This window comes from Adhaeribacter pallidiroseus, from assembly GCF_003340495.1.
GTDB classification, from domain to species: Bacteria; Bacteroidota; Bacteroidia; order Cytophagales; family Hymenobacteraceae; genus Adhaeribacter; species Adhaeribacter pallidiroseus.
On the sequence record NZ_QASA01000001.1, the window covers coordinates 5,669,882 to 5,696,511 of the forward strand.

13 protein-coding genes are annotated in these 26,630 nt (G+C 39.0%); 4 read left to right on the plus strand and 9 right to left on the minus strand.

Going from position 1 to position 26,630, the window contains the following annotated elements; translation table 11 throughout:
- Positions 1–128: 128 nt before the first annotated feature.
- The 9 genes from AHMF7616_RS22645 to AHMF7616_RS22685 all read right to left on the minus strand — a co-directional run bounded on the left by AHMF7616_RS22645 (position 129) and on the right by AHMF7616_RS22685 (position 21,495).
- Positions 129–1,145, minus strand: a complete 1,017-nt coding sequence (locus AHMF7616_RS22645; protein ID WP_115374955.1) for an O-antigen ligase family protein — start codon at positions 1,143–1,145, stop codon at positions 129–131.
- Between the two features lie 376 nt (positions 1,146–1,521).
- Positions 1,522–2,439, minus strand: coding sequence for a glycosyltransferase family 2 protein (locus AHMF7616_RS22650; RefSeq protein WP_115374956.1), 918 nt, complete (start codon positions 2,437–2,439; stop codon positions 1,522–1,524).
- 106 nt (positions 2,440–2,545) lie between these two features.
- Entirely contained in the window at positions 2,546–3,433 is an 888-nt protein-coding gene (locus tag AHMF7616_RS22655) for a glycosyltransferase family 2 protein (RefSeq protein ID WP_115374957.1), read from the minus strand.
- Between the two features lie 282 nt (positions 3,434–3,715).
- A complete protein-coding gene (locus tag AHMF7616_RS22660; RefSeq protein WP_115374958.1) occupies positions 3,716–5,176 on the minus strand; it encodes a lipopolysaccharide biosynthesis protein in 1,461 nt (486 codons plus the stop codon).
- 259 nt (positions 5,177–5,435) lie between these two features.
- On the minus strand, positions 5,436–7,778 hold the full coding sequence (locus tag AHMF7616_RS22665) for a GumC family protein (RefSeq protein ID WP_115374959.1): 2,343 nt from the start codon (positions 7,776–7,778) through the stop codon (positions 5,436–5,438).
- Positions 7,779–7,788: 10 nt separating this feature from the next.
- Positions 7,789–8,601, minus strand: a complete 813-nt coding sequence (locus AHMF7616_RS22670) for a polysaccharide biosynthesis/export family protein (RefSeq protein ID WP_233507710.1) — start codon at positions 8,599–8,601, stop codon at positions 7,789–7,791.
- A 1,002-nt stretch (positions 8,602–9,603) separates the two neighbouring features.
- Positions 9,604–10,854 carry a TCR/Tet family MFS transporter gene (locus tag AHMF7616_RS22675; protein WP_199474323.1) on the minus strand — a complete coding sequence of 417 codons (1,251 nt, stop codon included), beginning with the start codon at positions 10,852–10,854 and terminating at the stop codon, positions 9,604–9,606.
- A gap of 316 nt (positions 10,855–11,170) precedes the next feature.
- Positions 11,171–11,539, minus strand: coding sequence for a hypothetical protein (locus tag AHMF7616_RS22680; RefSeq protein ID WP_115374962.1), 369 nt, complete (start codon positions 11,537–11,539; stop codon positions 11,171–11,173).
- 251 nt (positions 11,540–11,790) lie between these two features.
- Positions 11,791–21,495, minus strand: coding sequence for a malectin domain-containing carbohydrate-binding protein (locus AHMF7616_RS22685; protein ID WP_115374963.1), 9,705 nt, complete (start codon positions 21,493–21,495; stop codon positions 11,791–11,793).
- Between the two features lie 914 nt (positions 21,496–22,409).
- On the opposite strand from AHMF7616_RS22685, the gene AHMF7616_RS22690 reads away from it, so the two are divergent.
- From AHMF7616_RS22690 to lysS, 4 genes are all read left to right on the plus strand, one after another.
- Positions 22,410–23,117, plus strand: a complete 708-nt coding sequence (locus AHMF7616_RS22690; RefSeq protein WP_115374964.1) for a hypothetical protein — start codon at positions 22,410–22,412, stop codon at positions 23,115–23,117.
- Between the two features lie 62 nt (positions 23,118–23,179).
- The gene (locus tag AHMF7616_RS22695) at positions 23,180–23,992 is read left to right on the plus strand and encodes a helix-turn-helix transcriptional regulator (protein ID WP_115374965.1); all 813 of its coding nucleotides are present in this window, start codon (positions 23,180–23,182) and stop codon (positions 23,990–23,992) included.
- A gap of 74 nt (positions 23,993–24,066) precedes the next feature.
- On the plus strand, positions 24,067–24,441 hold the full coding sequence (locus AHMF7616_RS22700) for a VOC family protein (protein WP_115374966.1): 375 nt from the start codon (positions 24,067–24,069) through the stop codon (positions 24,439–24,441).
- Between the two features lie 582 nt (positions 24,442–25,023).
- Positions 25,024–26,562 (plus strand): lysine--tRNA ligase, encoded by a 1,539-nt coding sequence (gene lysS, locus AHMF7616_RS22705; protein ID WP_115374967.1) that lies wholly within the window; start codon positions 25,024–25,026, stop codon positions 26,560–26,562.
- The last annotated feature ends 68 nt before the right edge of the window (positions 26,563–26,630 follow it).

Sequence of the window (26,630 nt, forward strand, 5' to 3'; positions counted from 1 at the left end):
TTTTTAATTGCTGATGTTAGATGACTTTCAAATATAGAGCACAACACGGAAGTTAAACTAAGTTTAGTAATGTAATATTTAAAAAATGATTGGTGTAGAAGCAATGAATAATTCCATATTCGTGTAGTCTATATTGTCAGCTCGCGTTGTTTTGCAGCAGTATATAGCATGTGGCTTTTACGCATCATAATGGAGCTGTAAGCTATTAAAAGCCCATACCACAACCAAAAACTTCCCTCAACTATAATAGTACTTGGTCCTACTGCCATAATAGGAAAAACTAATATCATGGCTTTAAACATCGCGGGCAGAGCATTGGAAATAACATTCTGGTACGAGCTGAATTTTCTAAAGGATATATAGAGGAAGTAAAGCATTCCTAGTAGAATAACAATTCCGTATTCCATTAGTATTTGTAAAAAGAAATTATGCGGAGGAAGTCCATCCAAAGGAAAAATGGAAGATCCTGGTCCGGTACCAAATCCTAAATGATCCAAGGCATAATTAAGGCACGTGGTGTAAATATTAACGCGAGTATCATCCGAAGATGATTCATTTTTTTCTACAACCAAATTTAACTTATCAGTTATAGTGTCTAAGATAGATGTATCAATTACTAGTACACTGATAAATAGTACAAATAGAACAGCTACAATCTTAATGATATTCTGTTTGTAATTATTATGGGAAGTTAATGAAAATACTATAAAAAGTGCAGTGCCTAAAGCAACGGCTGCTATACCTGCTCTGGAATAAGAACTTATAAGTAAGTACAAACTCATTCCCAAACTTATCCAGTTAAGAACATACCATTTTAAAGGTCGATAAGGTTTAATTAACTTGCCTAGTAAAAGAAGAGTTGTCAAGGAGTTGAAAAAAGCATAATTGTTCTGATTTGCAAACATTGCTCGTGGAGCAAGAAAGCCAATGCGCATTGCTAATCTCTCTGTTTTGCCACCAACCTCACTAGCTATCAAATACTTTTGGGTAACTACTTCATAGAAACCAATGAGGTTGACAAATAAAGCCGCTACAATCCAGATATTTATAACCGTATTTATTCTGTCCTCAGTATTAACATACCTAATAACTAACCAAGTTAAGGCAATACCGGTTTGTAAAATGCCAAATTCTTTAATGGCCAAGCTTGTATCCGGGGCCCAGATAATGCTAACTAAACCTAGTAATAAAAAGATTACACTGAATTTATAATAACTTTCTAGGAAAGGATCTCCCCAGCCTATCCTGGATAAAATTAAAAAAAGCCTACAAAGCCGAATAATCTTAAAGGATACAGTTGAAAAAAGCCTACATCTAGCTTAATTAAAGGAGTACCAAAAAAAACACTCGCCACCGCGCAGTAAGTAATGAGCAATCCCCAGTCCCATGTAGTAGCTTTACTATCCTTTATCATCTTGCCTTATTTTACTGTAGCGCTAAGCCGTATTTATTTACGAACTAAAATTTAGAAATTCATCGTGAAAGCCGCTCATGAACTAGATTCCTATCATTATTAGTTCATCAACTTTTAAAAGAGTGCCTTAAATTATTGAGATGAAGTTTTAAAGAAAGCCATAAACCTTGCCTATTCAGGTTCATCTTTTTTAATAAATTATAATTTATTCCTCTGCCTTGGTACACATTCCCATTTATATCAATGTAGATATACCGGTTCTGATAACATTTAACGGCTTCCTTTAAATTCTTATCGTTACTAGTTTGCAGCAGATTTTGCAAAAAAGGTGAAAAAATAAAACCTGTTTCCCGATTCACCTTTTGAGTAACCATGTTAACCGAATCAATGTGGTAATAAGACATGGTTTTATTCAGCCAAACACTTTTTTTGCTTTGCCAGAGGCACCGGGTCCAAGTATCCATATCACCCCCACGTCTAAATTCTTTTTCCGGAAACTTACCAGCCTTGAGCAGTACTTCTCGCTTCATGGCAACGGCTCCGGTCCAGATAGGCTGTGGTCCTTTTAAAAAATCAATTAGAGTAAAGGTTCTGCTGGTGTGTGCTTTATTTGCTAAAGAGAAGGCGTCTAATCTTTTTTCATTTCCTTTGGTCCAATACCAACCCCAACTAATTATCTCTACTTCTTTATCAGCTTTAATTGTTTCGGCTAAAGTAGCTAACAAGTCTAATTCCCAGGCATCATCGGCATCTAAAAAGCAAATCCAATCATACTTAGCATTGTCTATACCCACGTTTCGAGCAGCATATCCTCCCGGACCAGGGGTATCCCGACGAAATCTGCTAATTCTGTTATCCTGAAATCCAGCTAATTTTTCGGAGGATCCATCGGATGAGGCATCATCCACCAGAATAACTTCAAAATTAGGATAAGTCTGTTTTAATACTGAATCTACCGACCTATCCAAGTGGGGCAACTTATTATGTACAGGAATTACAACGGAGAAAAAAGGATTGGCACTCATAACAATTTTAATACAGGTGTGGGAATAAAGTACTGTTTGTTAATAACATGCAGTATCTTAAGTTTTTTAATTTTGTAGCTAAACGGCACCTAAAATATAACCTTAGTTAAGCATCATACATGGGTTTAGCCCCGTGAGCTAATCGGAGTTCCTCGTAAGCCCGGGTAACTTTTATATTGTACCTGGTTAAAAAAACAAGAAGCTTTAATCTCATATTAAGTTGTTTGCCTCTTGAAAAAATATGTTTAAATTCTTTTACAGGAGGACGCATCTCATAAAAGAAGTTTAAATACTTATCTACGGTGCTTCTTTTAACCATCTCTGCTTTCCCAGAAACTACTCGTCGTGCTTTCTTGGTAATTTGCTTTAATTCTTTTCTGGCCGGATGATTTATAATTACATCTGGAGCATACCCTATTTTAAAATTATTAGCTAAAGCCCTTTCTCCCCATTCAAAGTCGCCACCAGAATACATATTTTGGTTAAATGGGCCTATAACATCTATAACCTTCTTTTTGGTAATCATATTAGCTGTTACAGACCTCCCTTTTTTTACGTTTTCATCTTGTCGGAAAGCGTATACAATTTCGTAGGCTTCTGCTAAAGTGTAGTGTGTACCTGAGAAAAATAATTCTACTTTTCCCCCAATTCTATCGTACTGCAGATTCTTTTTAAAAAATCGAACAGCGTTCATCAACCAATTAGGATCAGGAATACAATCAGAATCTGTAAATCCAAATATTTCACCTTTTGCTAAACTTATTCCTTTGTTTCGGGCAGCATAAGAACCCGAGGTACTCTCGGTGGTTATTACCATATTAGCTGGTAAAAAGTACCCGGTTGGTATCTCATCTTTAGGATCATTATTAACAATAATTACCTCAAATGATTCTTTTGGATAGGTTTGTTTATCTAAAGCATCAATGCAGTATGATAGTCTTTTCCAATCACGGTAAGTAGGAACTATTACGGAGATAAAAGGTTCGGAAGACATTAGAACTAAAAATTTGATTATTGATAATAACGCTTATCAGTACCTAAAAAAGAAGTATCATTAAAATAGTTTTCTCGCATGGATAAACCTTTTTTGAAAACGATGCACAATTAGAAATATTTAATAAATGTAATATCCAAAAGAGAATTGATAATGATGGCTAATAAGTTGCTTGAGCAATTGTTTTGAAATATATACTCGGATTTAAAAATATTAACTTCTGATCTACAAGTAATCTGAAATTTATTAAAAAAATTTCTTTATGTAAATTCTCAATTAATCTCAAATAGCTACTTGTTTTTTATTCCGATTTCTAAATTGTTGAATCTGTTTTGTTAATTCGGAACTCATAAATAACCAAACTACTCCAGCATAGCTTAGGGCCATCACTAGCGCGCATAATATAAAATGTACATTAGCGGTGTAGAGGGAATAAGATACTGCAAAAGAAATGGCGGTAGCTACTAGCGGCGCTTTTAAATTAAAAAATAGCTCTAAAATTGACACGTTTAACAGCTTTTTAAGATAATATTGCGCTATTATTACTTCTAAAACTTTATTCACGAGGTAGCCTAAAGCAGCACCTACAATTCCGTATTTATAAATGCCTAGCGATATTAAAGGTGCATAAAGACATACGGCTTTAAATAGTTGCAAATTCATCTCTAATTTTGGCCGGCCAAGTCCTCTTATCAGAGAACTATGGCTACTCACCATCATGTGCACCATAACAGCCAAGGATAATATTTTTAAGGGCAATATAGTATCGTGCCACTTGGCGCCAAACATGGTTATAATAAATGGCTCACCCAGCACTACTAAAAATAACATTATGGGGTAGATAACCAAGCTATTATATTTAATAACATTCAAGTAGTAGCGTTTAAGCGAATGAATGTCGTCTTGTTTTTTGCCATAAACCGGATACATTACTTTGTTCATGATATTCATCAACTGGCTTCTAAAGGTGTCGGTAAGCACAAAGGCAAGCGTGTAAGTTCCCAAAGCCGAAGCGCTTAAAAGTTTACCAATTAGCAAATAGTCAATTTTTTGGATCAGGTTATTAAATAAGTTCGTGCCTGTGGTGTATACACCAAAACCAAAAATATCTTTAAACGCTTGCTTACTCCAAATAAACTTAGGATACCAACCCGTTGCTCTAAAGTAGAGTGGCATTGCCACAATAAAAGTTGCCACAGAATTAAATACCAAAGCCCATACTCCTAAACCAAAATAGGCTAATATTAAAGCTAAAACCCCCGAAAAAATGGTAGAAACGTTGCTGATAAAGGCTAGTTTCTTGAAATCCATTTTCTTAGTTAATTGTGCGCTATGCACTAAATTTATTGGGCTAGACAATACTCCTAAACTTAGGACCGGAATAATGTTTCGTAATAATGGTTCTTTATAAAATATGGCAGCTAGCGGAGCTACTGCAAATAAAATGATTAAGTATATTCCTACCGACCATATGACTCCGGTCCAGAAAGAAGTATGGTAATGTTCTTCGGTTAATTGTTCATCTTTACGTTGTACAAGAGCTGAAGCAATGCCCAGGTCATTAAAAACCTGAACAAAGCTAGTAAAGACTGATGCCATGCCCACAATACCAAATTGGTTGGGGAATAAAAGTCTTGCTAAGATAAGTTTAATAGCAAAATCAAAAGATCTATTTACAAGAAGTTGAACAACATTCCAAAAAACGCCTGTTACTACTTTCCCTTTCAGGTTTTGAGAATCCATTTTTTAATAATAGATGTTATTAGAATGGCTGAATTACAATTCTAAATAATTACTAGAAAGTGCCAGCAACTTTATATGATATTGCAGAAGCAAACTTATAACCAATTGTTTGAGTTCTTAACGGCAAGTTAGAAATACGTATTTTTAATCTTAAAAATACGTAGGATTAACTATTCACTGGTACCATTTATTAACCTAATGAGCTACTTAATTTTAAAAAATAGCTTATTAGGTTAGTTTTTTGTTAATTCTGTATCACCTAAGCATTAGCTCGGTTTTTATATTTCATTTTCCAAGAAACTTTCTTCTCTTCGGTATAACCGTACCCATAGCTTCCATATCCTTTTAATTTTTTTGCGTCATTCATTACCATCATAAGATTTTTGAGTTTATTGTTTTTATAAATATCCTCAATTATGTTTACCTGATCTTTAAAGGTATAATTGTACCGCATCAAATAAATAGTGGAGTCGATGTAAGGGGAGAGAGATAACGCATCTGCTACTTGCCCAACTGGGGATGTATCTAATACAATATGATCAAATCGCTCTCTTAATTCTTCCATCATTTCATTAACTTTTGGCGATAAAATTAGTTCTGCTGGGTTGTAAGGAGTAGGACCAGATCCAATAGCATATAGCCCAGAAACAGTTTGCAAGGAAACTAATATATCATCAATACTAGATACTTCCGAAGCTAAATAGTTGCTGATGCCTTTTTCGTTCGGAATACCCAAATTTTGAGTAAGCCCCGATTTTCTAAGATCAAAATCTAACACGGCCACTTTTTTACCGGCTAAAGCTAAACTTGATGCTAAGTTTAAGCTGAAAAATGTTTTCCCTTCACCCGCCATGCTGGAGGTAACTAATATAACTTTGTTATCCTGCCCGAGAGTGGCTAATTGTAAATTAGCTCTGTTATGACGGAACAATTCAGCCACCAAGCTTCTGCTTTTATCGGTAACTACCAAAGTTTCTCTGGTGTCGTTATGCGAAATTTCACCTAACAGCGGAGCAGCGGTAATTAATTCAACGTCTTTAAATTCTTGAACTCTCTCGTTAAAGCTGTCTTTGATAAAGACAAAGGCAAAAGGAAGTCCTACTCCAACAACAAATGCCAGGAAGAATATTAAAGGCTTTTTGGGTTTTACAGGATCATCGCCCGCAGCGGGAGCATCAATCACCCGGGATATAGATACGGAGGCCGCTAAAGACAACGCCGATTCTTCGCGCTTTTGTAACAGATACTGATAAAGCGCTTGTTTGATACTTTGCTGGCGGTTAATCTCTAATAAATCTCGCTCCATAGAAGGCACTTGCTGTATTCTGGATGTATTTTGAGCCAGGTTAGAGCGCAACTGATTACGCGCAATAACTAATCCGCCCTTAATATTTTTTAAATTTTCCAGCATAGTAGTCTGCAGATTAGCTAATTGCTCGTTTATATTTTGCACTAATGGGTTATCTGGTTGGGTAGTACGCAGCATACGTTGCCGCTCCAGTTGCAAAGCATTGAATCTGGTAACAAGTTCTAGTAAAGTAGGGTCTTTAATGTTTAAGTTACTTGGGGCTAATCCGTATCGGCTACCTGATCTTCTTAAGTAATTTTCTAAAGACGTTAATACATTTATCTGAACATCCCAGTCTGTTAACGACTTGGTGTATTCGCTGGCATTGTTAAGTGATAACCGTGCTTCTGCCTGAACATCGGTTAAAGCATGCTGACTTCTGTATTTTTCTACATTTTTTTCAACATCAGATAACTCTCCGGTAAGATCTCTTAGGCGAGCATCAATAAACTGAACAGTATTGGTAGCTATACTATTTTTATCTTCTATTGCTTCTTTATTGTATACCTCAATTAGTTTATTCACGATGTCCTTTCCTTTTTCCGGAACTGCATCTGTTAAGGTAATAGAAAGCACATTGGTTTCTTTCGTAATGGGGGCAACTTCTAGTTTGCTGTTATAAGAATTTGCCAGTTTAGTTAAGTTGTTAAACTTTACTTCAATATATTTAATATCGCTGGCCGGAGCAATAAGGTTGGGTTGTACTGTAAAAGTAGCATAAGGTTTTACAATTTCTTGTCCGATCTTATAAGCTTTAACTCCAAAAGCATCTTTTAAAGTAAATGTATTCTTATCTTCTAAATTAATGGCAATCCGTTGATTGTCATACGCTAACGGATTAAACTGACGTACGGCTACTTTAATTGGTAGATAATTAACGTAAACCTCTTTTGCTTTAATTGGGCCTTCTACAAAGTAACTGGCATTCATAGAGAGTTCGGAAAGAACTCGGTACATCAGACTTTTAGCTTTTAAAACTTCAATCTCATTATGAATGTTTTTAGTAGATGCAAATATATCCAGATCGTTGAAAGCATCGGCTTTAGCAGCGCCCGGATCTTTTTTATCATCCTTAATCTGGATAGTGCTTACTATACTGTATTCAGGGGTAGCATACAACAAATAAACATATGCTAAGCCCATGCAGAGTAGAAGCGATAGCACAAACAAGTGCCAGTATTTTAAATATTTACTTACAACGTTCTTTAAACTTACGGGCTCTGTCTCAAATGGAAGAACTTCTCTATTAACCATGGTTTACTAATTAAAAAAATCTTGTTATAATAAGGGTAGCAATAGATATAACACCAACTACTACCGATGTATAGGTTCTATTGGTATTTGCTTGCGCAGCTCTGTATCGGCTTTTATCTGGTTCTACGTAAACTACATCATTCTGCTGAAGATAGAAGTAAGGTGAGTTAAGCGTTTCTTTATCATTTAAGTTAATTCGAGTAATGGTGCGCTTACCTTCTTTTTCCCGGATTATCAAAACATTTTCCCGTTTGCCGTAAACAGTCATGTCCCCAGCCATACCCAAAGCTTCTAAAATGTTAATTTTTTCGGTAGGTACTGCTAAAGTGGAAGGTCTGCTAACTTCACCAATAACAGTAACTCTAAAGTTTAAATAACGAATATTAACAATTGGTTCCCCTTTGATGTATCTTTTAAGCTCGTTTATCATTTTCTTAGTAGCTTCTTCCTTGGAAAGCCCGGCTAATTTAACTTGGCCTAATACCGGGAAACTGATAAACCCATTTTTATCTACGAGATAACCTTCTTTAATAGCATTACCGTTGATATTGTTAGCATTATTAAGGTTTGGTAATAGAATGCCGCTATTAAACAAGGCATTTGATTCTGGATTTAAGGTGCTCACTGTAATAGAAAGAAGATCATCCGGTTGAATCTTAGGATCCAGGGTATTAACTATATTCACGCTTTGGTCGCTGTTTGCTTGTAAATCACTGAAGTAAACCAAATCCCGACCGGTTTTACACGAAAACGTAAAAAGAAGCAGTATCACATAAAATATTTTATACATTCTGCTGGTAATCTTCTTATTGGTGTAGAGCATTTTAAAGTATTATAATTACAAAGTAAATAGATTTTTTCTAAAGAAAAGTATAATAAATATTAAAGATAGATTAAAAATTTTAAATTATTGAACAAAAATCGTTCTAAAAGTTAAATCAAATCTTTATATTTTAATAAGGGATATTTTATATTACTTACTTATATTGTCCAGTATTAGTACTGATATGATTTGTTCTTACTTTAAAAACTATATGGAAGCGACTTCACTGACTTTAAAGCAAATATACGTTAACGAAGTTATATTGTTGTTACTATATATTATATTTTTTTAATATTTATAAGCATTACAGGGCAAGTTAAAATTGTAAGATTAGTAAAATTGTTTTTAAGCTAAGGGAAATTACAAATATTAAGCCATTATTAAAAAAATTAATTAATATAGAGGCAAAATACAAGTAAGTTAATTACAAGTATGACAATAGGATATAAATTTTTTAAATTAATCAGGAAAAGATAGGGTACTCTATTGTACTTGAATCAGACTAAATTTAGTTGTACTCACCGATCGTTTATTTGCATAATAAGCTTAATCGGTACATAAGTTTTTACAAATCTTTGTGTCTGGTATTTGCCAGGTAATTTTTCGTTGACAATAAGACTAAAGAACAGTTTACTGGTTTTAATAGCCTTTATTGTTAAAAGTGTCATTTTACTACCTGTAAGTTTATAATCCTAAAACATAATCTAGTCTTGAAATTGCTATTTTCATCTAATAGTCGGAAAAAGTTAGATGCAATCTCCCATAATTATTAATTAGGATCCGAAATACAGAACTAGCTACTGTAAACGCCTCAAAAACTTTTCCGGTCTTGTAACCATTATAAACTCTTTATTTTTACATTCTAATAAAGATTAAATGTTATAAACCAGCTGCTATAGAAAGTAAGTCAAGACTTTAACACGTATTTTGAACAGCTTTTTTTAAATCTAACGTTTAATAATCTTAAAAACTATTGTGTAAAGAACTAAAGTTAGGGCATTTTTAAACCGGAGTAATCACTTCTTTAGAAATGTTTACTGGCGATCGGTAATTAGCTAACGACCGGATAGCTAGTAACAAACTTATCAATGTTAAAACTGCTCCCATTAAAAAAGGTGCTCCTGGAAAATAAAAGGGGGCTGCATTAGATGTGAAATAAGCAAAAAGGTTTGTCATTAATGGAGGACCAATAATAGATGTTACACTAATCAGGCTAGTTAAAGCGCCTTGTAATTCACCTTGTTCATTAGGGGGTACTTGACCCGAAATAATACCTTGTATAGCAGGTCCAGCGATACCGCCTAAACAATAAGGGACCAGAAAAGCAAACATCATCCAGCTTTTAGTAGCAAAAGCAAATAAAACAAATCCAAAAGTGTACAAGGCTAAGCCCAGATAAACCGAACGTTTTGGCCCTAAAAGCGGATTGATAAACCGGATTAAACCTCCTTGAACCAAAGCTACCATAAAACCAACCGCTCCTAACGAATAACCTACCCAAGCTTCATTCCACTTAAATTTTTCCATGGTGTAGTATGCCCAGGTGCTTTGAGTAGCATGAGCTCCAATGTAAATGAATATGAGACAACTTACCAAACCAATGATTACCGGATAGCGCTTCAACTGCAACAGCGAACCAATGGGATTAGCCCGTTTCCAGTTAAAAGGCCGTTGATTTTCTGGAGCTAAGGATTCTGGTAAAATGAAATACCCATATAACCAATTAATTAAAGTAAGGCCAGCAGCGGCCAGAAAAGGTACACGCGGGCCAAACTGCCCGAGCACTCCTCCAATTACGGGACCAATGATGAAACCTAGTCCAAATGCAGCTCCTACCATTCCAAAATTCTGAGCTCGCTTTTCGGGGGTACTAATATCGGCTATATAGGCAATAGCCGTAGTCATACTGGCCCCAGTTATGCCAGCGATTAAACGACCCACAAAAAGCCAGACCAGCGTGGGCGCAAAAGCGACAAATAAGTAATCCAGAGCAAAGCCAAATAAAGAAATAAGCAACACGGGTCGCCGGCCATAGCGGTCACTAAGATTACCGAGTACCGGCGAGAAAAGAAATTGCATAATCGAAAAAGCAAACATAAGCCAACCGCCATAACGCGAAGCGTCGCTTAAATTGCCATGAATAAGCTGGCTGATGAGCTTCGGGATGACCGGTATAATAATACCAAAGCCAATTACATCAATAAGAAGAGTTACGAAAATAAATCCTAAAGCTGCTTGTCGTTTACCGGCCATATATTTGATTATTATTCAAATGTAAAGGGTTGTTGCTAAGGATGGAATGTATTATCAGAAAAAATTTTGAAAGAGTGGATTGGTTCTGAAGATATCGCCATTTACTCTACCAGGAAGTGATTCAAATATGGGTAAGATCTTGTACTTGTAAAAGATTAGTACGGGCAACCAACTTTGTTTAAAACAGATAGACGATCCTATCCATAATTTGAGTAGGCAAATAGGGAAATTTTTGAAAAAGCAGGTATTTAGATGTTCCAGGCAAGTCCAAAATTAAAAAAGGAGCTATGAGGCTCCTTTTTAATTTTGGTAATGGCTAAATCTTATTAGAGGTAGTGGCCTGACCGGCAAGCTCAAAGTTAGTGGCTTGTTTAATGGTTTTTTCTTTACCGTCAGCATCCTCGTAAGTTCGTTCTTCTACTTCTACCGAGAGTGTTTTTCCTTGCAGCTCTTTGGTGTCCAGTTCAGATTTGTCAATTCCGGCCGCTCTTAAGAAACCAGCTAGAATGGGTTGACCTGGTTCGCTTAAATAGAAGCGTTGATTGACAAAACCTTCTTCGTTCTCTAAACGGCAATTTATAAAAGGAACATTCTTATTTTCGCTGGTACCTTCTTCTACTTCTGTAATCGTTACTACATGACGACCATCCGGTAAGAAAGGTTTTTCATTTACTTTTACTTTCATAGCTATTCGTTTTACTAAAATTATACGAATTCCGGAAAGTTAAAGTTGCTTATTTTGCTATAATAATTGGCATAGGTAAAAAATTTAGTATTGCCTTGATTCTTAGTACTAGCATTTGATCTTCAGGCAGTGCCTGCATCGTGTATTTTTAAAATTTTACCAAAACAAAAAGCACCTGAAATGCTGGATTCCAGGTGCTTTGTTTGGACTAAACTCATTACGTGGTTGTAACAAGTTTTACAGGAATTAAATTATTGAATGAGCAATTTAGCGCTTACTTTTTTAGTATTACTTACGGCTACCACAATATACTCACCGCCCGCTAGTTTATTAGCAAATACCAGATTGATTTTAGTAGTGCCATTTGTATCAACAGTAACGGCTTGTGCCTGAATAACTCTACCTTGTAAATCCCGCAAAGTTAAACTTACCGCTTCTTTAGAGTTAAAGCCATCTAAATCAATGGTAACCTTATCGCCCGGATTTGGATTTGGATATAAGTTTACCGAAGCTTTTTCACCGGTATTTAGTTTACTGCCAACCTCTATAGAAGAAGCATTATTTACCGTTACGGTAGCACCTGTGGTTACTTGCGGTATGATCTCGATAGCCGCTAATTCCGGTAGATTTACTTTACCGCTGGTAAAATCAAGGTTTAATACCCCATCGGTAACAGTTACCTGGAATGTTTCCCGAACGGCCTTCCGGGCTCCGCCTGCTTTCACGAAGATATCATAATTTGTTAATTTACGAACACCTTCAATATCAACGTTGAACATACGCTTACCGGATGCAGTAAAGTAAACTTCTGCAAAGTGTAAAACCACATTTACTGTTCCGTTTGGCACGGGTATGCTGTAGTTAAAATTAGTAGCAGAACGATAATCCTGGTACATGGCATCATCGGTTGTATTTGTAATGTCTAAAGTGCTAGGCGTTCCTACCCGATCCACGCCACCGTAGAAGGTATCCGCTACAAAAGTGCGGTTATCCGCTGTGGTAAATGCTGCGCCTCCCGCATTAATTCGAATTGCTTTGGCAGTTACAGCAGTGTCATTTACGGTTATGGAAATTTGCTCTTCATCGCTCAGAACGGGTGAACCGTTGTCTGTTACTTTTACCGTAAAGGTAAATGTACCTACCGTAGTCGGAGTCCAGTTCACTACACCGGTTGAGTCGTTAATAACCATATCACCGGGTGCATTAATTAAGGAATACACGTGCTTTTGGTTAACATCTGCATCGGTGGCGGAAGCTGTAAAGTTTACGGCTTGATTTACCGTGGTGGTTTTATTACCAATAACGGCCAAAACTGGAGCTACATTCGTTACAGGGCTTTGATCGATTACGGTGATAGTAATCAGCTCTTCATCAGATAAAGCGGGAGTGCCATTATCAGTGGCCACTACGGTAAAGGTGTAGGTTCCTGCTTGCGTTGGTGTCCAAGTAAACAAACCAGTAGAGGCCTTAATAATGGCATTTTCTGGAGCATTTACCAAAGAGTAAGCCTTAATCTGGTTAACATCTGCATCCGTAGCGCTAGCTGTAAAATTAAAGGCTTGGCCAACTGTAGCTGATTGATTACCGATCGTTGCTAATACCGGAGCTTTATTTACAGGGGTATTAGTTGCAGGTAATACTTCAATTGCAGAGACTTTAGGCAAATTAACTGATCCGCTGGTGAAGTTGATGTTTAAAATACCGTCCGTTACAGTTACCTGGAAGCTTTCCTGAATTGCTTTCATAGCTCCTCCAGCTTTAGCGAAGATGTCGTAGTTAGTTAATTTACGGCCGCCTTCTATGTCCACGTGGAACATTCTGCGGCCAGCACCGGCCGGACCACGACCCGGAGCACCAAACCAGATTTCCGCGAAATGAAGGATAACCTGTACATTGCCATTTGCCACGGGCACCGCGTAGTTAAAGCTAGCTGCCGAGCGCTCGGTGCGGTACAATTCATCGTCGGTAGTATTTAAAATTTCACCGTTAGCGATGGAGCCGGTTCTGTTTTCACCACCAAAGTAAGTATCAGCTACAAACTGTTGGTTACCACTTGCTAAATAGGAAGTACCTCCGGAATTAATGCGGATAGCTGTAACCTCTGGAGTACCACCACAATTTTGAGTACGGGTAACGGTAAATTCCTGTGTTTTGCTGCATCCTGAAGCATCAGCAATAGTAACCGTGTAGGTGCCTGGTACCAGGTTGGTAGCGGTAGTTCCGGTTTGAGCAGGAGCAGTGTTCCAGGTAATGGTATAGTTACCGGAACCTCCTGTAATATTACTGATAGTGGCCGAACCAGTGGTAGCCTCGCAAGTAACTACAGGTGCCATAACACTAAATACTAGGTTGTTTTCCTGCGTTGGAATAGTAAACGCTTTAAATGTTTCGCATCCACCCGTATTATTTTCTTTCGCGTAGAAAGTATAAGTACCAGCTGCTAAGTTATTAAATACCGGTGATGACTGATACGTGCCATTCATCCCCAATTTATATAACAAGTCAGTGGTAGAGGCATTGGAAGCACTTAACGTAATTGACCCGTTGGATGCATTGCAGTTTGCTCCGGTAACAGCATTTTGGTTTAAAACCAAAGTGCTTTGGCTACCAGAAACCGCAAATACTTCGAGACCGGCAAGCGCTACGCGGTTAGCAGTAGGGTTGAATTTTAAATTTAACTGACCATCCGTTAAGGTAACTTCAAAATCTTTTACCAAAGCGGCTTTATAACCTACTTCCCGGAAAATATCCAGATTAGATAAACGTGTTTCGCCCTCTACCGCAATACTAAATACCCGGCTCCCCATAGTGGTGTAAAAGTTTTCTACGAAGTGCAGCCGTACCATGTAATTGCCGTTTGCTAATGGAATCTGGTAACGGGTTTCGGCCAGATTGGTGCTAGCGGAAAGATATGTTTGATACAGAACATCGTCATCAGTGCCAGCAATCGGGGTTACGGCTGGTTTGTCTAACTGTACGGATCCTTGGCGGTAAGCTTTGTCCGCTTCCCATTGTTTACCGTTGATGGTAACAGCAGCATCCGCGCCACCTTTAATCCGTTTTATCGCCGTAATAGCAGCACAATCATTGTCACCGGTTCCATAAAGCGGGATACGCAATGGAGAGGTTGAGTTATTATAGTGTACCAGCAACGCTGCGTTTTTAATTCCTTGACTGGTAGGTTTGTAAGAAACATTCACCGAAGCAGTTGCCTGGGCCGTAATAGTGGATGTAGTTAATCCGGCTACCGTAAACTCAGACGCATTAGCACCTTTTATTTCTAAACTTTTAATCGTAATCGCAGGATCACTACCGTTCGCATACACTTTGCCTAAGTTATTCAAGGTAATGGCTCGGGTATTAGTGGTGCCTACGCGACCAGAACCAAAATCATGGGCCGATGGCGTTGCCGCAAGTTCGGAGAAATAAGCTGGCCCTTCGGCTGGTTTAATGTTGCTTACAAAGTAAACGTTGTCCTGGTAATCATAATTTGTTACGCCAGGGTTAGCAATGTAATCGTGCGCAATAATGTAGGCATTCGGAATGATATTGCCTTTCGGGTCAATTGCTTTGTAAACCCGGATTCCTATCCGGCCTTCTCCGTTACGGGTGCGATCGGTGTACGCTGAATTAGCTTTAAATCCAAAAGTAGTAGTAGGAGAGAAGGAAGCTTCTGCTTGTACTAAATCAGTGCTTGCTTTTAAAGGTAAAAGTGATTGGCCATCAAGCGCCCGGTGTCTCAGAATATTCGTTTGCGTGGTAGCACCTTGAGCAAACCACTGCAATGTTTCTACGGAAGCACAGCAGCCATGATAAGCGGCCATTTGAATGGCATAGGCAGGTTTAGAAGCATCTGCCCGAACAAAGTATTGCGAGAATATCTCATCCGAGTTCGCGATAATACTGGTGCCTTCATTGCCATCTGTTTTACCAATACCCACATTGGTTTTAAATCCAAAAGCATTCACGATTTCCTGCAAGTAAGGTTCATTGGCACCTTCACCTTTATTTTGCCATAAACCATGTAACACAATTTTCTTCTTCGGCTCCAGATCATCATTCGATATAATAGATAGCGTATCGTTTAAAATTTTGATCCGGCCAGTGGTGAATTTCGCGATAAACTGAACAGTGGCTTCAATGGAGCTGCCAGGAGCTATTGTAATAGGCAGTTTAGCAGCAGCATCATACGGCTGATTATTTACAGCGGCAATTTTCCAGGCGCTGGCATTAGAAAGATTTAAATTTTTAAGCGTAAGTACGCCCGTTCCGCGATTACTGATTTTTACAGTTACACTGTCGTGGTTTTGATTGTAAGGAGTAACCGCTGGAGTTGTCCGGTGCCACGGAGTTTGTATCAGCGAAAAAGTAAGCCGGTCATTAGCTGGAAACTTATCTAAATTTTCCACGATCATAGTAGCGTTACTTGGCTGAGTTGGACCTGTGGCAACTACTTCTAAGTTAATTTTAAAAGTAGCAGCTAAATAACCCTCTGCAGAAGCAGTAACGGTTGCAGAGTAAGTTCCGGGGCTTAAATTAGCATCCTGAACATTAAAAGATAAGGTTCCTAAGCTAGCAGCCGGGATAGTTAACCATGGGCTGCTGCCCTCTGATTGCGTAAGTGCCACCACTGGCGTGCCTGTGCTAGCCGATAAAGTAACGGTTTGCGCAGAAACAGGCGTGCCTAGAGTTAAATTAAAAGCTAACGATTCACTGGAGAAGGCAAGTTTTTTAGCTAGCACTTGGTTAGCTGGTTTCACATTGTATACCGCTACAACTACATCCTGGTAATCAAAGCCGGAAACATGTTCTTCCGTAGCAATAATGTAAGCATTCTCCACTAAGGTGCCGTCTGCATTTTTTAACGGATATACCCGAACGTGATGCGGTACAGCGCCAGTAAATGTGTTCAGAGCATCTTCGCTGTATAAATGCCGGTTCTCGAAGAAAGGCCAGCGCGAGTAGAAGCCAAACGTAGTAGCTCCTGGATCAAAGGACAGATTACTGGTCGTCTGTACATCTACCGTCTGATAATTGCTGTTAGCAACTGTAAATAATTCGTTTTTGGCATTAGCATCACCAGAAGTATACCAACCAAAAGCCGTAACAATACCGCCGGTGTGTTGCGGACCAAATACAGACAATGGTTTAATAGTTACTGGGGCATCTTCGGCCCGTACAAACTGCTGTACAGCCACTTCTTCGCCGAGTATAGGAGCTTTATAATTACTACTGTGAATAATGTTGGTGTTTTTATCATTATCGCCTACTACTATTTTAAAACCGTGTACATCCAGTACTGCTTGCAAAGATGGTTCATTAGTGCCAGAAAGTCCGGCTGTACCTAAACCTTTGAGGGTAACTTCTTTTGCTGCGTTGTTAGTGCTGGTTACAACTATTCTGGCAGCTTTAACGCCGGTGGTAGTTGGATTAAACGCCACGTTAAAAGTAAGGGCACTGTTTGGTGCTATAATTACCGGAGCGGCGGCTGTCGGGGCGGGTGCTCCGATCAACTGGAACTGAGTTTTATCTACACCATCCAGGATTATACCGGTTACCTGTAAACTGCTATTACCAGTATTAGCAACTGTTATGGTGTGGTTCTTACCCGCTGCACCATTAATAACATCATTGTCTATTACTTCTGTTGGGCTTATCGTAGTAATACCGGTTTGGGCCGAAACAGCAGTAGCTTTTAGTAAAGTAATCTGAGCAGTTTTGCCGGCGGTGTTGTTCCAGTTATACTCAATTACATACAAGTTACCGGTTTGCACATCTTCGGTCAAATCCAGAGGGTTCACAAAGCCACCTAAGCCAGTAATGCCATTGGTACCAGAACCTGTCTGGGAATTTACAATATCATAAATCTTGTCGTTGGCCGTAGCTGAATTAACCGAAGGATCTTTTACCATGGAGCCGGGCTCCAGTACAATTATATCACTGCCTCCACTGAAGCGGCAAACCAAAATTTTTCCTTTTAAGGCACCACCGAAATTATTGCTCTTGTATTCTATTACGCCGTTTGGTGACTTGTTCAGTTCAAAACTAAATGCTGCACCGCGGTAATTTGCATCCGGACTAATAGTAGAAGGGTATTTTGGATTATCTATATAACCGCGGTGGGCCACGTATTCTCCCCGCAGTGGATTAGGGTGGCCAAAAAAGCCTACTGGTTTTAGCGGATTAACACGGAATAACCAGTCTGGTTGTACTTGTACGCCACTAGTAGCGGGGATGGCAGGGCCATTATAAAAAGTACCATTTGGCCGGCGGGTACCAGGTACAGAAGCAGGCGAGTTACCTCCGGCTGCTGAGCCGTTAGTAGGAACGTACAACTGGCCGTTGGTATGCCAAAGCAAATCGTAGGCATTCCGTACGCCAGAAGCGTAGATAGTAAGCGGAGAATTGGTAGCGTACGGATTGTAAGTACCATCGGACATCCGGATATTATTAGCCGGTGCAGCGTTGATTACATTAAGGTTGGCGGTAGTTCTTACATCTAGTGGTAAAGTAATACCAGCTAGTTTCGTTAGGTCTAAGCGTAACACACTACCAGCTAATAAGCTTTCGTCGCGTTGCCAGGTGCCGTCATAATTTCCCATAGAGCTGTTGCTGCCTTGGCAGAAATACAAAGCCTTATCCGGTCCAAAAACAATGTTGTTTACTAAATGATCTTTTTGCGAGCGCGGTAATTTAGTAACCATTAGTTCTTCGCTGCCTAGATCCATACCAGAAAGTCGGGATAAATTTCCATCAAATTCTGGCGCATTAGTTAAACCTGCGCTGCAATGAGAAACCCAGGCAACTAAATTAGAGGCAGTAGCAGCAGGATCAAAGGCTAAACCAACTGCTGAACGGGCACCTCTTTTTTCTACCAACGAAGTAATTTCTACTGCGCCAGACAACATACCTGTTTCTCGGTTAACATTATATCGCTCAATTACACCGTCTAAACGAAGAGCATAGAATCTGCCATCCGGACCAAATGTTAAACTGGTATATTTCTTACCGGTAGTACCGGGTATGGTTTGTTTCGCAAATTCTATAGAATTCGAGCCAGTGGGAGCAGCAACACTACCCGTTGTAAATGTGGCCTGGTACGGCAGAAATGCGGCACCGCTATAGGATTTTACGGCATCTGTAATTACGAATTTATAAGTGGTGTTGGGTTCCAGAGCATAGGTTGGAGAAAAACTAATAGCGTCACCGCCACCAGTCCCTTGTATTACTCCCTGTATTTCAGAAGTAGTACTACCTGCTACCTTTAACACTTTTACCGAAGCAGCATTCAGGGTAGTATTATCTACTCCTCCTTTAAAACCAGAAACTTCTGGCACATACAAGTTATTAGCCGCAATGCTGGAAGTATTAACGCTTACATTGGTAGCGCCATTTGCTGGTGTAGAGGAGATAACATAGGGCTGATTGCTTCCGGAAGAAACTACGCTTATTTGTACCGTGGTGCTAGCGCTGCTGTAACCAGTGGCAGATGCCATGATTGTAGCGGTATAAGTGCCTTCTGGCAGGTTTTTAGCGGCGGTATAATCAAAAGTTACGTTAGGTTCGCTGTTATTATGGGTAGCATCAAAACTTAACCAATTAGAAGCACCTGCACTGTAAGTGGCACTTAAAGAAACCGGTAAGTTCTCCTGGTTACCGGAGTTATTCAGGTCTAAAGAAAAAGTTTTAGTAGTGGTGGTGCCTTTTTCTATTACTAAGTTATGAGAACTGGCTGACCACAGTAAATACGGTTTGGTATCAACCGGTAAGATATGAACCGAGTTTATTTTAGTATTGGTACCACCGTCAGCATTAATAGTAAGATAACCATCCGTAACGGTTACACGAACTTTATTCGATTTAAAACGGGTAGCACTGCCTGCGGCACCGCTAGGCACAAATCCGTTAATGGCATTTACCCCTTCTACATTTAAGGTATGAATTTCTGGTACTGCCGGCACAGTGGTACTGGGAGAAGCATCACCGGCACTAACAGTTACATCGTACTGGCCATTAGCTACTTTTAATTCCCAGTAACCTTCGGTTTTGGTACCGTTAAAAGAGCTGGCAATATCATCGGCCTGCATGTGCATAATTGTGGCTTGCAATACATCAATCGGCTTAGTAAGGCTACTATTGCGATTTCGGCCGTTACCGGGCACTGATAAATCTAAGTCGGTACCGTCAGACCGTTTTCTCCAGCCATATTCTAAATTACCATCTTGGTAGGCACCTGTTTTTAAGCCAAAAGGCTGACCATAATCGCGTACCCAGCCAGTTGGAGGCACGGTATAAGCATCCTGAAAATTAACTTTTACCTCTTGCGAAACGGCAGGTGACGAAACAGTTAAGTTAATGCTAAGTACTGCTGGTTCGTAACCTTCGGCAGTGGCAACAACTTTAGCTTCGTACAGGCCCGGACTCATAGTGGAGGTAATATTATTAGCCCCGAAGGTAATGGTACCTAAAGCAGCGCTTGGCAGCTTTAACCAACTGGCGGTAGTAGGAGTAAAGCTAACAATTGGTTGGTCTTGATTAGCTGAAAGTACAGTAGACTTAGCAGTTACGGTACCCCCTTGTACAGCTGTAAAGTCAAGGGCATTTGGTAAAAAGGCTAATGTTTTAGTAGCTGAGTTATTGAGCGATTTAATACTGAAATCATCAAACGAATAACTTACTGGTGTGGTAGCCAAGCGGTGTGTGGCATATATACCGGCAAACGCAAGTTTTTTGTCGCTAACCTGCTTACCAGCAATAAAGCTGGCGGGCAATTCAAAAGTGCCTAAAGATACCTCGGCACCGCCATCAATGATATATTTACCCTCTACGGTACCGTTAGCAGTAGCAGTTGCGCCGCGTTTGATTACTAATTTTAATTTAACAATACTTTTACTAATAGTAACAGGCGTAGCGGTGCTTATTTTATCCGCCGCACTAGTATTAGAAGACAACCCGTTAACTTCGCGCCGGAACTCAAAATTGTTTCTGCCATAAGTAGAAGAAACTGCAGCTATTTTTACATAATTATCTTCGTTTAAGCCAAACCATAAACCGGCTTGCTCTGACTTGTTGGTACCAGCAGTGGGTTGTAGCAAAGTAGTCTCAATTTCAAAATCTTGTTTACTGGCTTCAACTCCTACTCCTAAAGCATTTAATTGCGAATTTGTAGCGGAAGTAGTAGTAGTGGTGCTACCATTGCGTAGAAAAGCTATACCGGGACTAGTGGTAATAGTAAGTTTACCCGTACCAGCCGGGTCAAGCGTTAATTTACCAGGTTCGTAGCCAGGCACCGCCGGGTAGGTAGGTGTACCGTCGGCTGTTAAACGGGCCGATGGAGCATCCACCATGGTAAAGCCTACTTTAGCGCCGTTTTTATCCGCTAAACCACCTTCGCTGCTATCAAAAATTAACATATACGGCAATGCCACGCCTATTTCGGAGCATGGTAAAGTGCTTAGCGGAGAGCAAGCGGTTGCACTAGCCGCTTTTTCCACGTTAATAGAGAAAGAAGCGCTAATAGAAGCTTGTGATTTATCCGTAGCTGTAATCCGGATTAAAGAAATACCCGTTGTGCTGGGTGCCATGCCGTTAAAAGTCTGGGTAGCAGCATTAAATTGTAACCAGGCCGGTAGAGCTTTGCCATCCGATAAGGTTGCGGTGTAAGTTAACGCATCGCCAACATCTGGGTCGGAAAAGCTGCCGGTATTAAAGGAAAAGGCTTGACCGCTGGTAAGGTTCTGTGCTTCTGGGGAAGAAACAATTACCGGCGATGAATTAACAACTGTACTTATATTAGAAATAATTGCAGTAGCAAGCCCGTAAGTGTATTGGCGAGCCAGGTTTAATGCATTTGATTGCCAACTAAGTAATAATCCGGAAGAAATCAGGACTAGTAATAACCAATAACGCGTACTATTTGGCGTTCGATTTTGAATAAAGGAGTATCCTTTTTTCATGAGTAGTTTTTTTGAAGAATTTAAATAAAGTGATAGGAATTATTTTTGATTAGGTAAAATCTGTTCGTGAATATGGAAGCACAAGAGTGCCAGGAGCGATAAAAATTAAAAAATTAGTAGATGGAGCGATTAGAATGTTGAGAAGATAACTGGCTTATTACGAACGCAATAAGTTGTGCAAATTCGTTTGGTTTTAAAGTTTGTAGTTGTTTTTACATATTTCTAAAATTAGCTTCATTTATAAGTAACTTGCAGCACCTAAATATTTTGGCAATTATTCAAGACTTTGTAGAAAGATTTAAACAAGAATAATGCTGATTTTATATATTATATCTAAATTTTTTAATTTTTACTGTATAAATTTATAAATTCTTAATTTTTAGTTTGTAGATCAGCAAGTTAGCTAGATCTGTATTTTTGCCTTTTTATTCTACTTAGCAGTATTTTATGTTTCTGATTGTTAATTACCCAGGTGTAAAACTGCTTTTATTATCAATCATCTAGTTCTAATGCAAAAGTAACGCAAATTAAATATATAATAAACTAAATATTAAAAATATTTAATGTTTTTTCTAAAACTCAGACTGCTTCTTTCATTAGATTTAAGAATGGTCATTTTTAATTGTTCCAAAATCCTAATGAGTAGGCGCAAAATTTTTATATTAAATTCTGCAAATCATCCCATACAGTAATAGAAAGCTTTTAACAATCAATTTTGTGGTCGAGAATAGAAACTAGGTTATCCAGGAGAACCAATAAGAGGTAAATTTTTTAAAATTATAGAGCGGGGAAATTAAAATTTGCTTTAAACAAGAAATTTGCGGGATTAATCTGGTACTGTTTAAGTATAATGGATGGGCAATTACTTAGCAAAACAACAAGCAAAGCATACTTGAGAAATTAATTAGAAGGCAATGATTAAGGTATTTTTATTAGTAGGAGTATGGCTATGGTGTACACCTAAACTCGTAGCGCAGAATGCTAAATACACGAAGATAAAAGCCGACAATGATGCTGTTAAAAAAATACCTAATAATCAAAAGTATGCGTATGCGGATTTTAAATTGGGTAGTGTAGCTTATAATACAGGTAATGTAGCTACCGCATCTTTTAATTATAACTTCTTACTCGATGAGATGCACTTCATCAGTCCGGAAGGTGATACGCTTTCGCTGGCTAATGAATACTTGGTAAAACTAATTACAGTGGGGCAGGATACTTTCTACTACCAGCCTAAAGTGGGGTATTTACAAGTGGTGGCATCTTATAAGCCCGTTATATTAGTGGTAAAACAAACAATGCGGATTTTAAGAAATGAGAAACAAGCGGGTTATGATCAATCATCGGCTGTTTCGGCTATCAAGCAATTTAGCTTTTACCTGGATCAGAACGGCCAGGTAAAAAAATTACAGCCCAAGGGTAATTTACTCTTAACCAAAGAGAATAGCTATTATATTGTTGATCAGAATTTTAAGGTGTTCCGCGCTAATAAAGCCGCTATATTAAAGGTTTATGCAAAATATACCGATAAAATAAATACTTACCTCAAGACCAATAAACCAAATCTTAGACAGGAAACAGAACTTAAACAGCTGTTGCAATACTGCCAGAAGTTAACCTAATTTTTAAAATTTTAAGAAAATAAGTTGCAATAGGGCGTTAGCTGATAATAAGATTTGTTTCCATGATTTACTATACCCTTTCGCCCGCACCAGAGTTAGCTGCTTATGTCCGCTTTTTTTGGGTGCTCGAAAGTAAGGCTTCGGTGAACCAACCGTATGTGCACCGTTCTATGGCCGATGGTTGCGCCGAACTTATATTTCATTATCAAGGCTGTTTTAAAGAAATATACAAGAATGGTAAACTGGAGAATTCGTTTACGGCCGGTTTACACGGACCTTCACAAAATTTCCGGCGTTTTATTATCGACAAAGATTTTGGCATTTTCGGGGTGTATTTATATCCGTTTGCTGTAGATGCGTTGTTTGCTATTCCGGCTACCATTATAAACAATCAAATGCCTGATTTGGTGAGTTTGCTCGGGGCCGAAGGAGCAGAACTGGGAGACAAGATGAATTCGGCGACTAATACTAGTAGTCGGGTAGCGGTAATATCTGCATTCCTTCAGAAAAAATTAATCAAAAATCAGGCGGAACTATCACCTGCTGTATTTACGGCTATTAAGGCTATTATTCACAACCAAGGAGTAGTAAATATAGATTGCCTCGCCGACCAAACTGGTTTTTCTAGGCGCCAATTCGAGCGAAAATTTAAAAATTTCTCTGGTTTTAGCCCTAAACTGTTTTCCCGGATTATTCGGTTTCAGGCTGCTTTAAAGGAATATGGCAACCGTCATAAATCGCTGACCGAAATTGCTTACACTTGCGGGTATTACGACCAATCCCATTTTATCCACGACTTTAAAGAATTTTCCGGCTACTGCCCAGGAGTTTATTTCTCAGGTAAGTCTGGTGATAATAATTATAAAGATAGCTGAGAATGTCGTGATTTTCCAATTTGTGGCGCTTGGGGCTATTTATCTTTACCAGCTTAAACCTAACAATTAGAAATATGAACTTACCCAATGGCCATCAAACCGTAATGCCTTACTTAATGCTAACCAACGCCACTACGTTTATTAACTTTGTGCAACAGGTGTTTAGCGCTGAACTAACTTTTGAACGGAAGCGGGATGAAGATAAACTGATGCACGCAGAAGTGCGGATCAATAATTCTACGCTGATGTTCTGCGATGCCACGGATGCGTATAAAGCGCAAACGGCTAATTTATTTGTGTACGTACCCAATGCCGACGAAGCTTACCAAAAAGCCGTGCTGGCGGGTGCCGAAACAATAATGCCTTTATCGGATCAGGATTACGGCCGCACCTGCGGCATAAAAGATCCTACGGGTAACACCTGGTGGATTACTTCGATTAAGGAGTGATAAAGACAGCTACTGATTAATGTAATTCAGGTAGAAATTTAAAAATTTACCCTTTAACCTTGTTGAACTTAATAATTATATTACTAGAGTAAAAGCTTTAGAAACTAACGCTAAACGACAAAGACTACGAATGTCCGAAAACACCCATAGTCTCTCTCGGGAATATCTCTATTTAATTAAAGGTTTAGCTTATCAGCCAAAAATAATGGGCAAACTTATGTCCTATTTTAACCAGAACTTATCTTAAAATGTTTTACAACTTACTCTGTAAAATCAAACATTCTTACAAGGAACAAGCTTTTGCTATAGGATGAATAATTAACTTATAGAGAACAAAAAATTTAAAAAATTAAAACTAGTAAAAGAAGTAGTAATATAAATTCCTGTTTTGGTTAGAGTTAGTTTTATACCGCATACTCCACGGAAAGCACTACCTAGGCTTTCTACAATATACATTACAAACAATTTATTTAAAATTATAAGCCGGAATAATTTCTCGCATTTCCTTAATTAATATAGATACATGCCAAATTATTTATCAATTTTGCAAGCTATAGATTTGAAGTAATTAAATTAAGACGCATGCAATTAAGCGAACAAGAAATCCGCCGCCGTCATGAGCGCGAAGAACTGGAAAAATTAGGCATCAATCCTTATCCTTCGGAGTTATTTGAAATTAACGCTTATGCAAAAGAAATAAAGGAAAACTACAGCCCTGAGCAAAATAATTACCAGGAGGTAGCTTTAGCCGGCCGGTTAATGAGCCGCCGGATCATGGGAAAAGCTTCTTTTGCCGAATTAATGGATTCTTCCGGGCGTATTCAGATTTACGTGTCGCGCGACGACATTGCGCCCGGCGAAAATAAAGACCTGTACAACACGGTTTTTAAAAAAATGCTCGATATCGGCGACTTTATTGGCATTAAAGGTTATGTGTTTATCACGCAGGTAGGCGAAATATCGGTGCACGTTACTGCGTTAAAATTGCTTAGCAAATCGCTGAAACCGTTGCCCATTGTAAAAGAAGTAGTAGACGAACAAGGTAATAAAACTACTTACGACGCTTTAACCGATCCCGAATTCCGGTACCGCCAACGCTACGTAGATTTAGTGGTAAACCCAGAAGTGCGGGCCACTTTTGTAAAACGTACGCAGCTTACCAACTCCATGCGTAACTACCTGAACGGCCGGGGTTATCTGGAAGTGGAAACGCCTATTTTGCAGCCTTTGTACGGCGGTGCGGCGGCGCGACCGTTTAAAACCCACCACAATACCCTGGATATGACACTTTACCTCCGGATTGCGAATGAGCTTTACTTGAAGCGGTTGATCGTAGGCGGTTTCGATGGCGTGTACGAGTTCTCCAAAGATTTCCGGAACGAAGGCATGAGCCGTTTCCATAATCCGGAATTCACCCAAATGGAGCTGTACGTGGCTTACAAAGACTATTATTGGATGATGGACCTGGTAGAGGAAATGGTAGAAAAAATTGCCCTGGACTTACACGGCACTACGCAAGTACAGGTAGGAGAACACACTATTGATTTTAAACGACCGTGGCAACGTTTTACCATGTTCGAAGCCATCGAGCATTTTACCAAAATTGATATTTCGGCGATGGAAGAACCGCAACTGCGCGAAACGGCTGCCAGCTTAAACATTCATTTAAACCCGAACTTAGGTAAAGGAAAAATTATTGATGAAATTTTCGGCGAAATGTGCGAACCGCACCTCATCCAGCCTACTTTTATCACCGATTACCCCGTAGAAATGTCGCCGCTGGCTAAAAAGCACCGAACTAAAGAAGGTTTAGTAGAACGGTTTGAAGCTATTTGTAACGGCAAAGAAATCTGCAATGCCTTCTCGGAGTTAAACGACCCAATTGACCAGCGGGCCCGTTTTGAAGAACAACTAGAATTAGGTAAGCGCGGCGATACCGAAGCCATGGTGTTGGACGAAGATTTTTTACGAGCTCTGGAATACGGCATGCCCCCAACGGCTGGTTTAGGGATTGGCATCGATCGCCTGAGTATGATTATGACTAACTCTAAATCAATCCAAGATGTATTATTCTTCCCGCAAATGAAACCAGAGAAAACCGAAGACCAGTCGGAAGAATAACGGGTAATAATGGCAGTACAAAAAAGTTGATGAATTTACTTTTTAATTATTGCTGCTTCTCAAGCAAA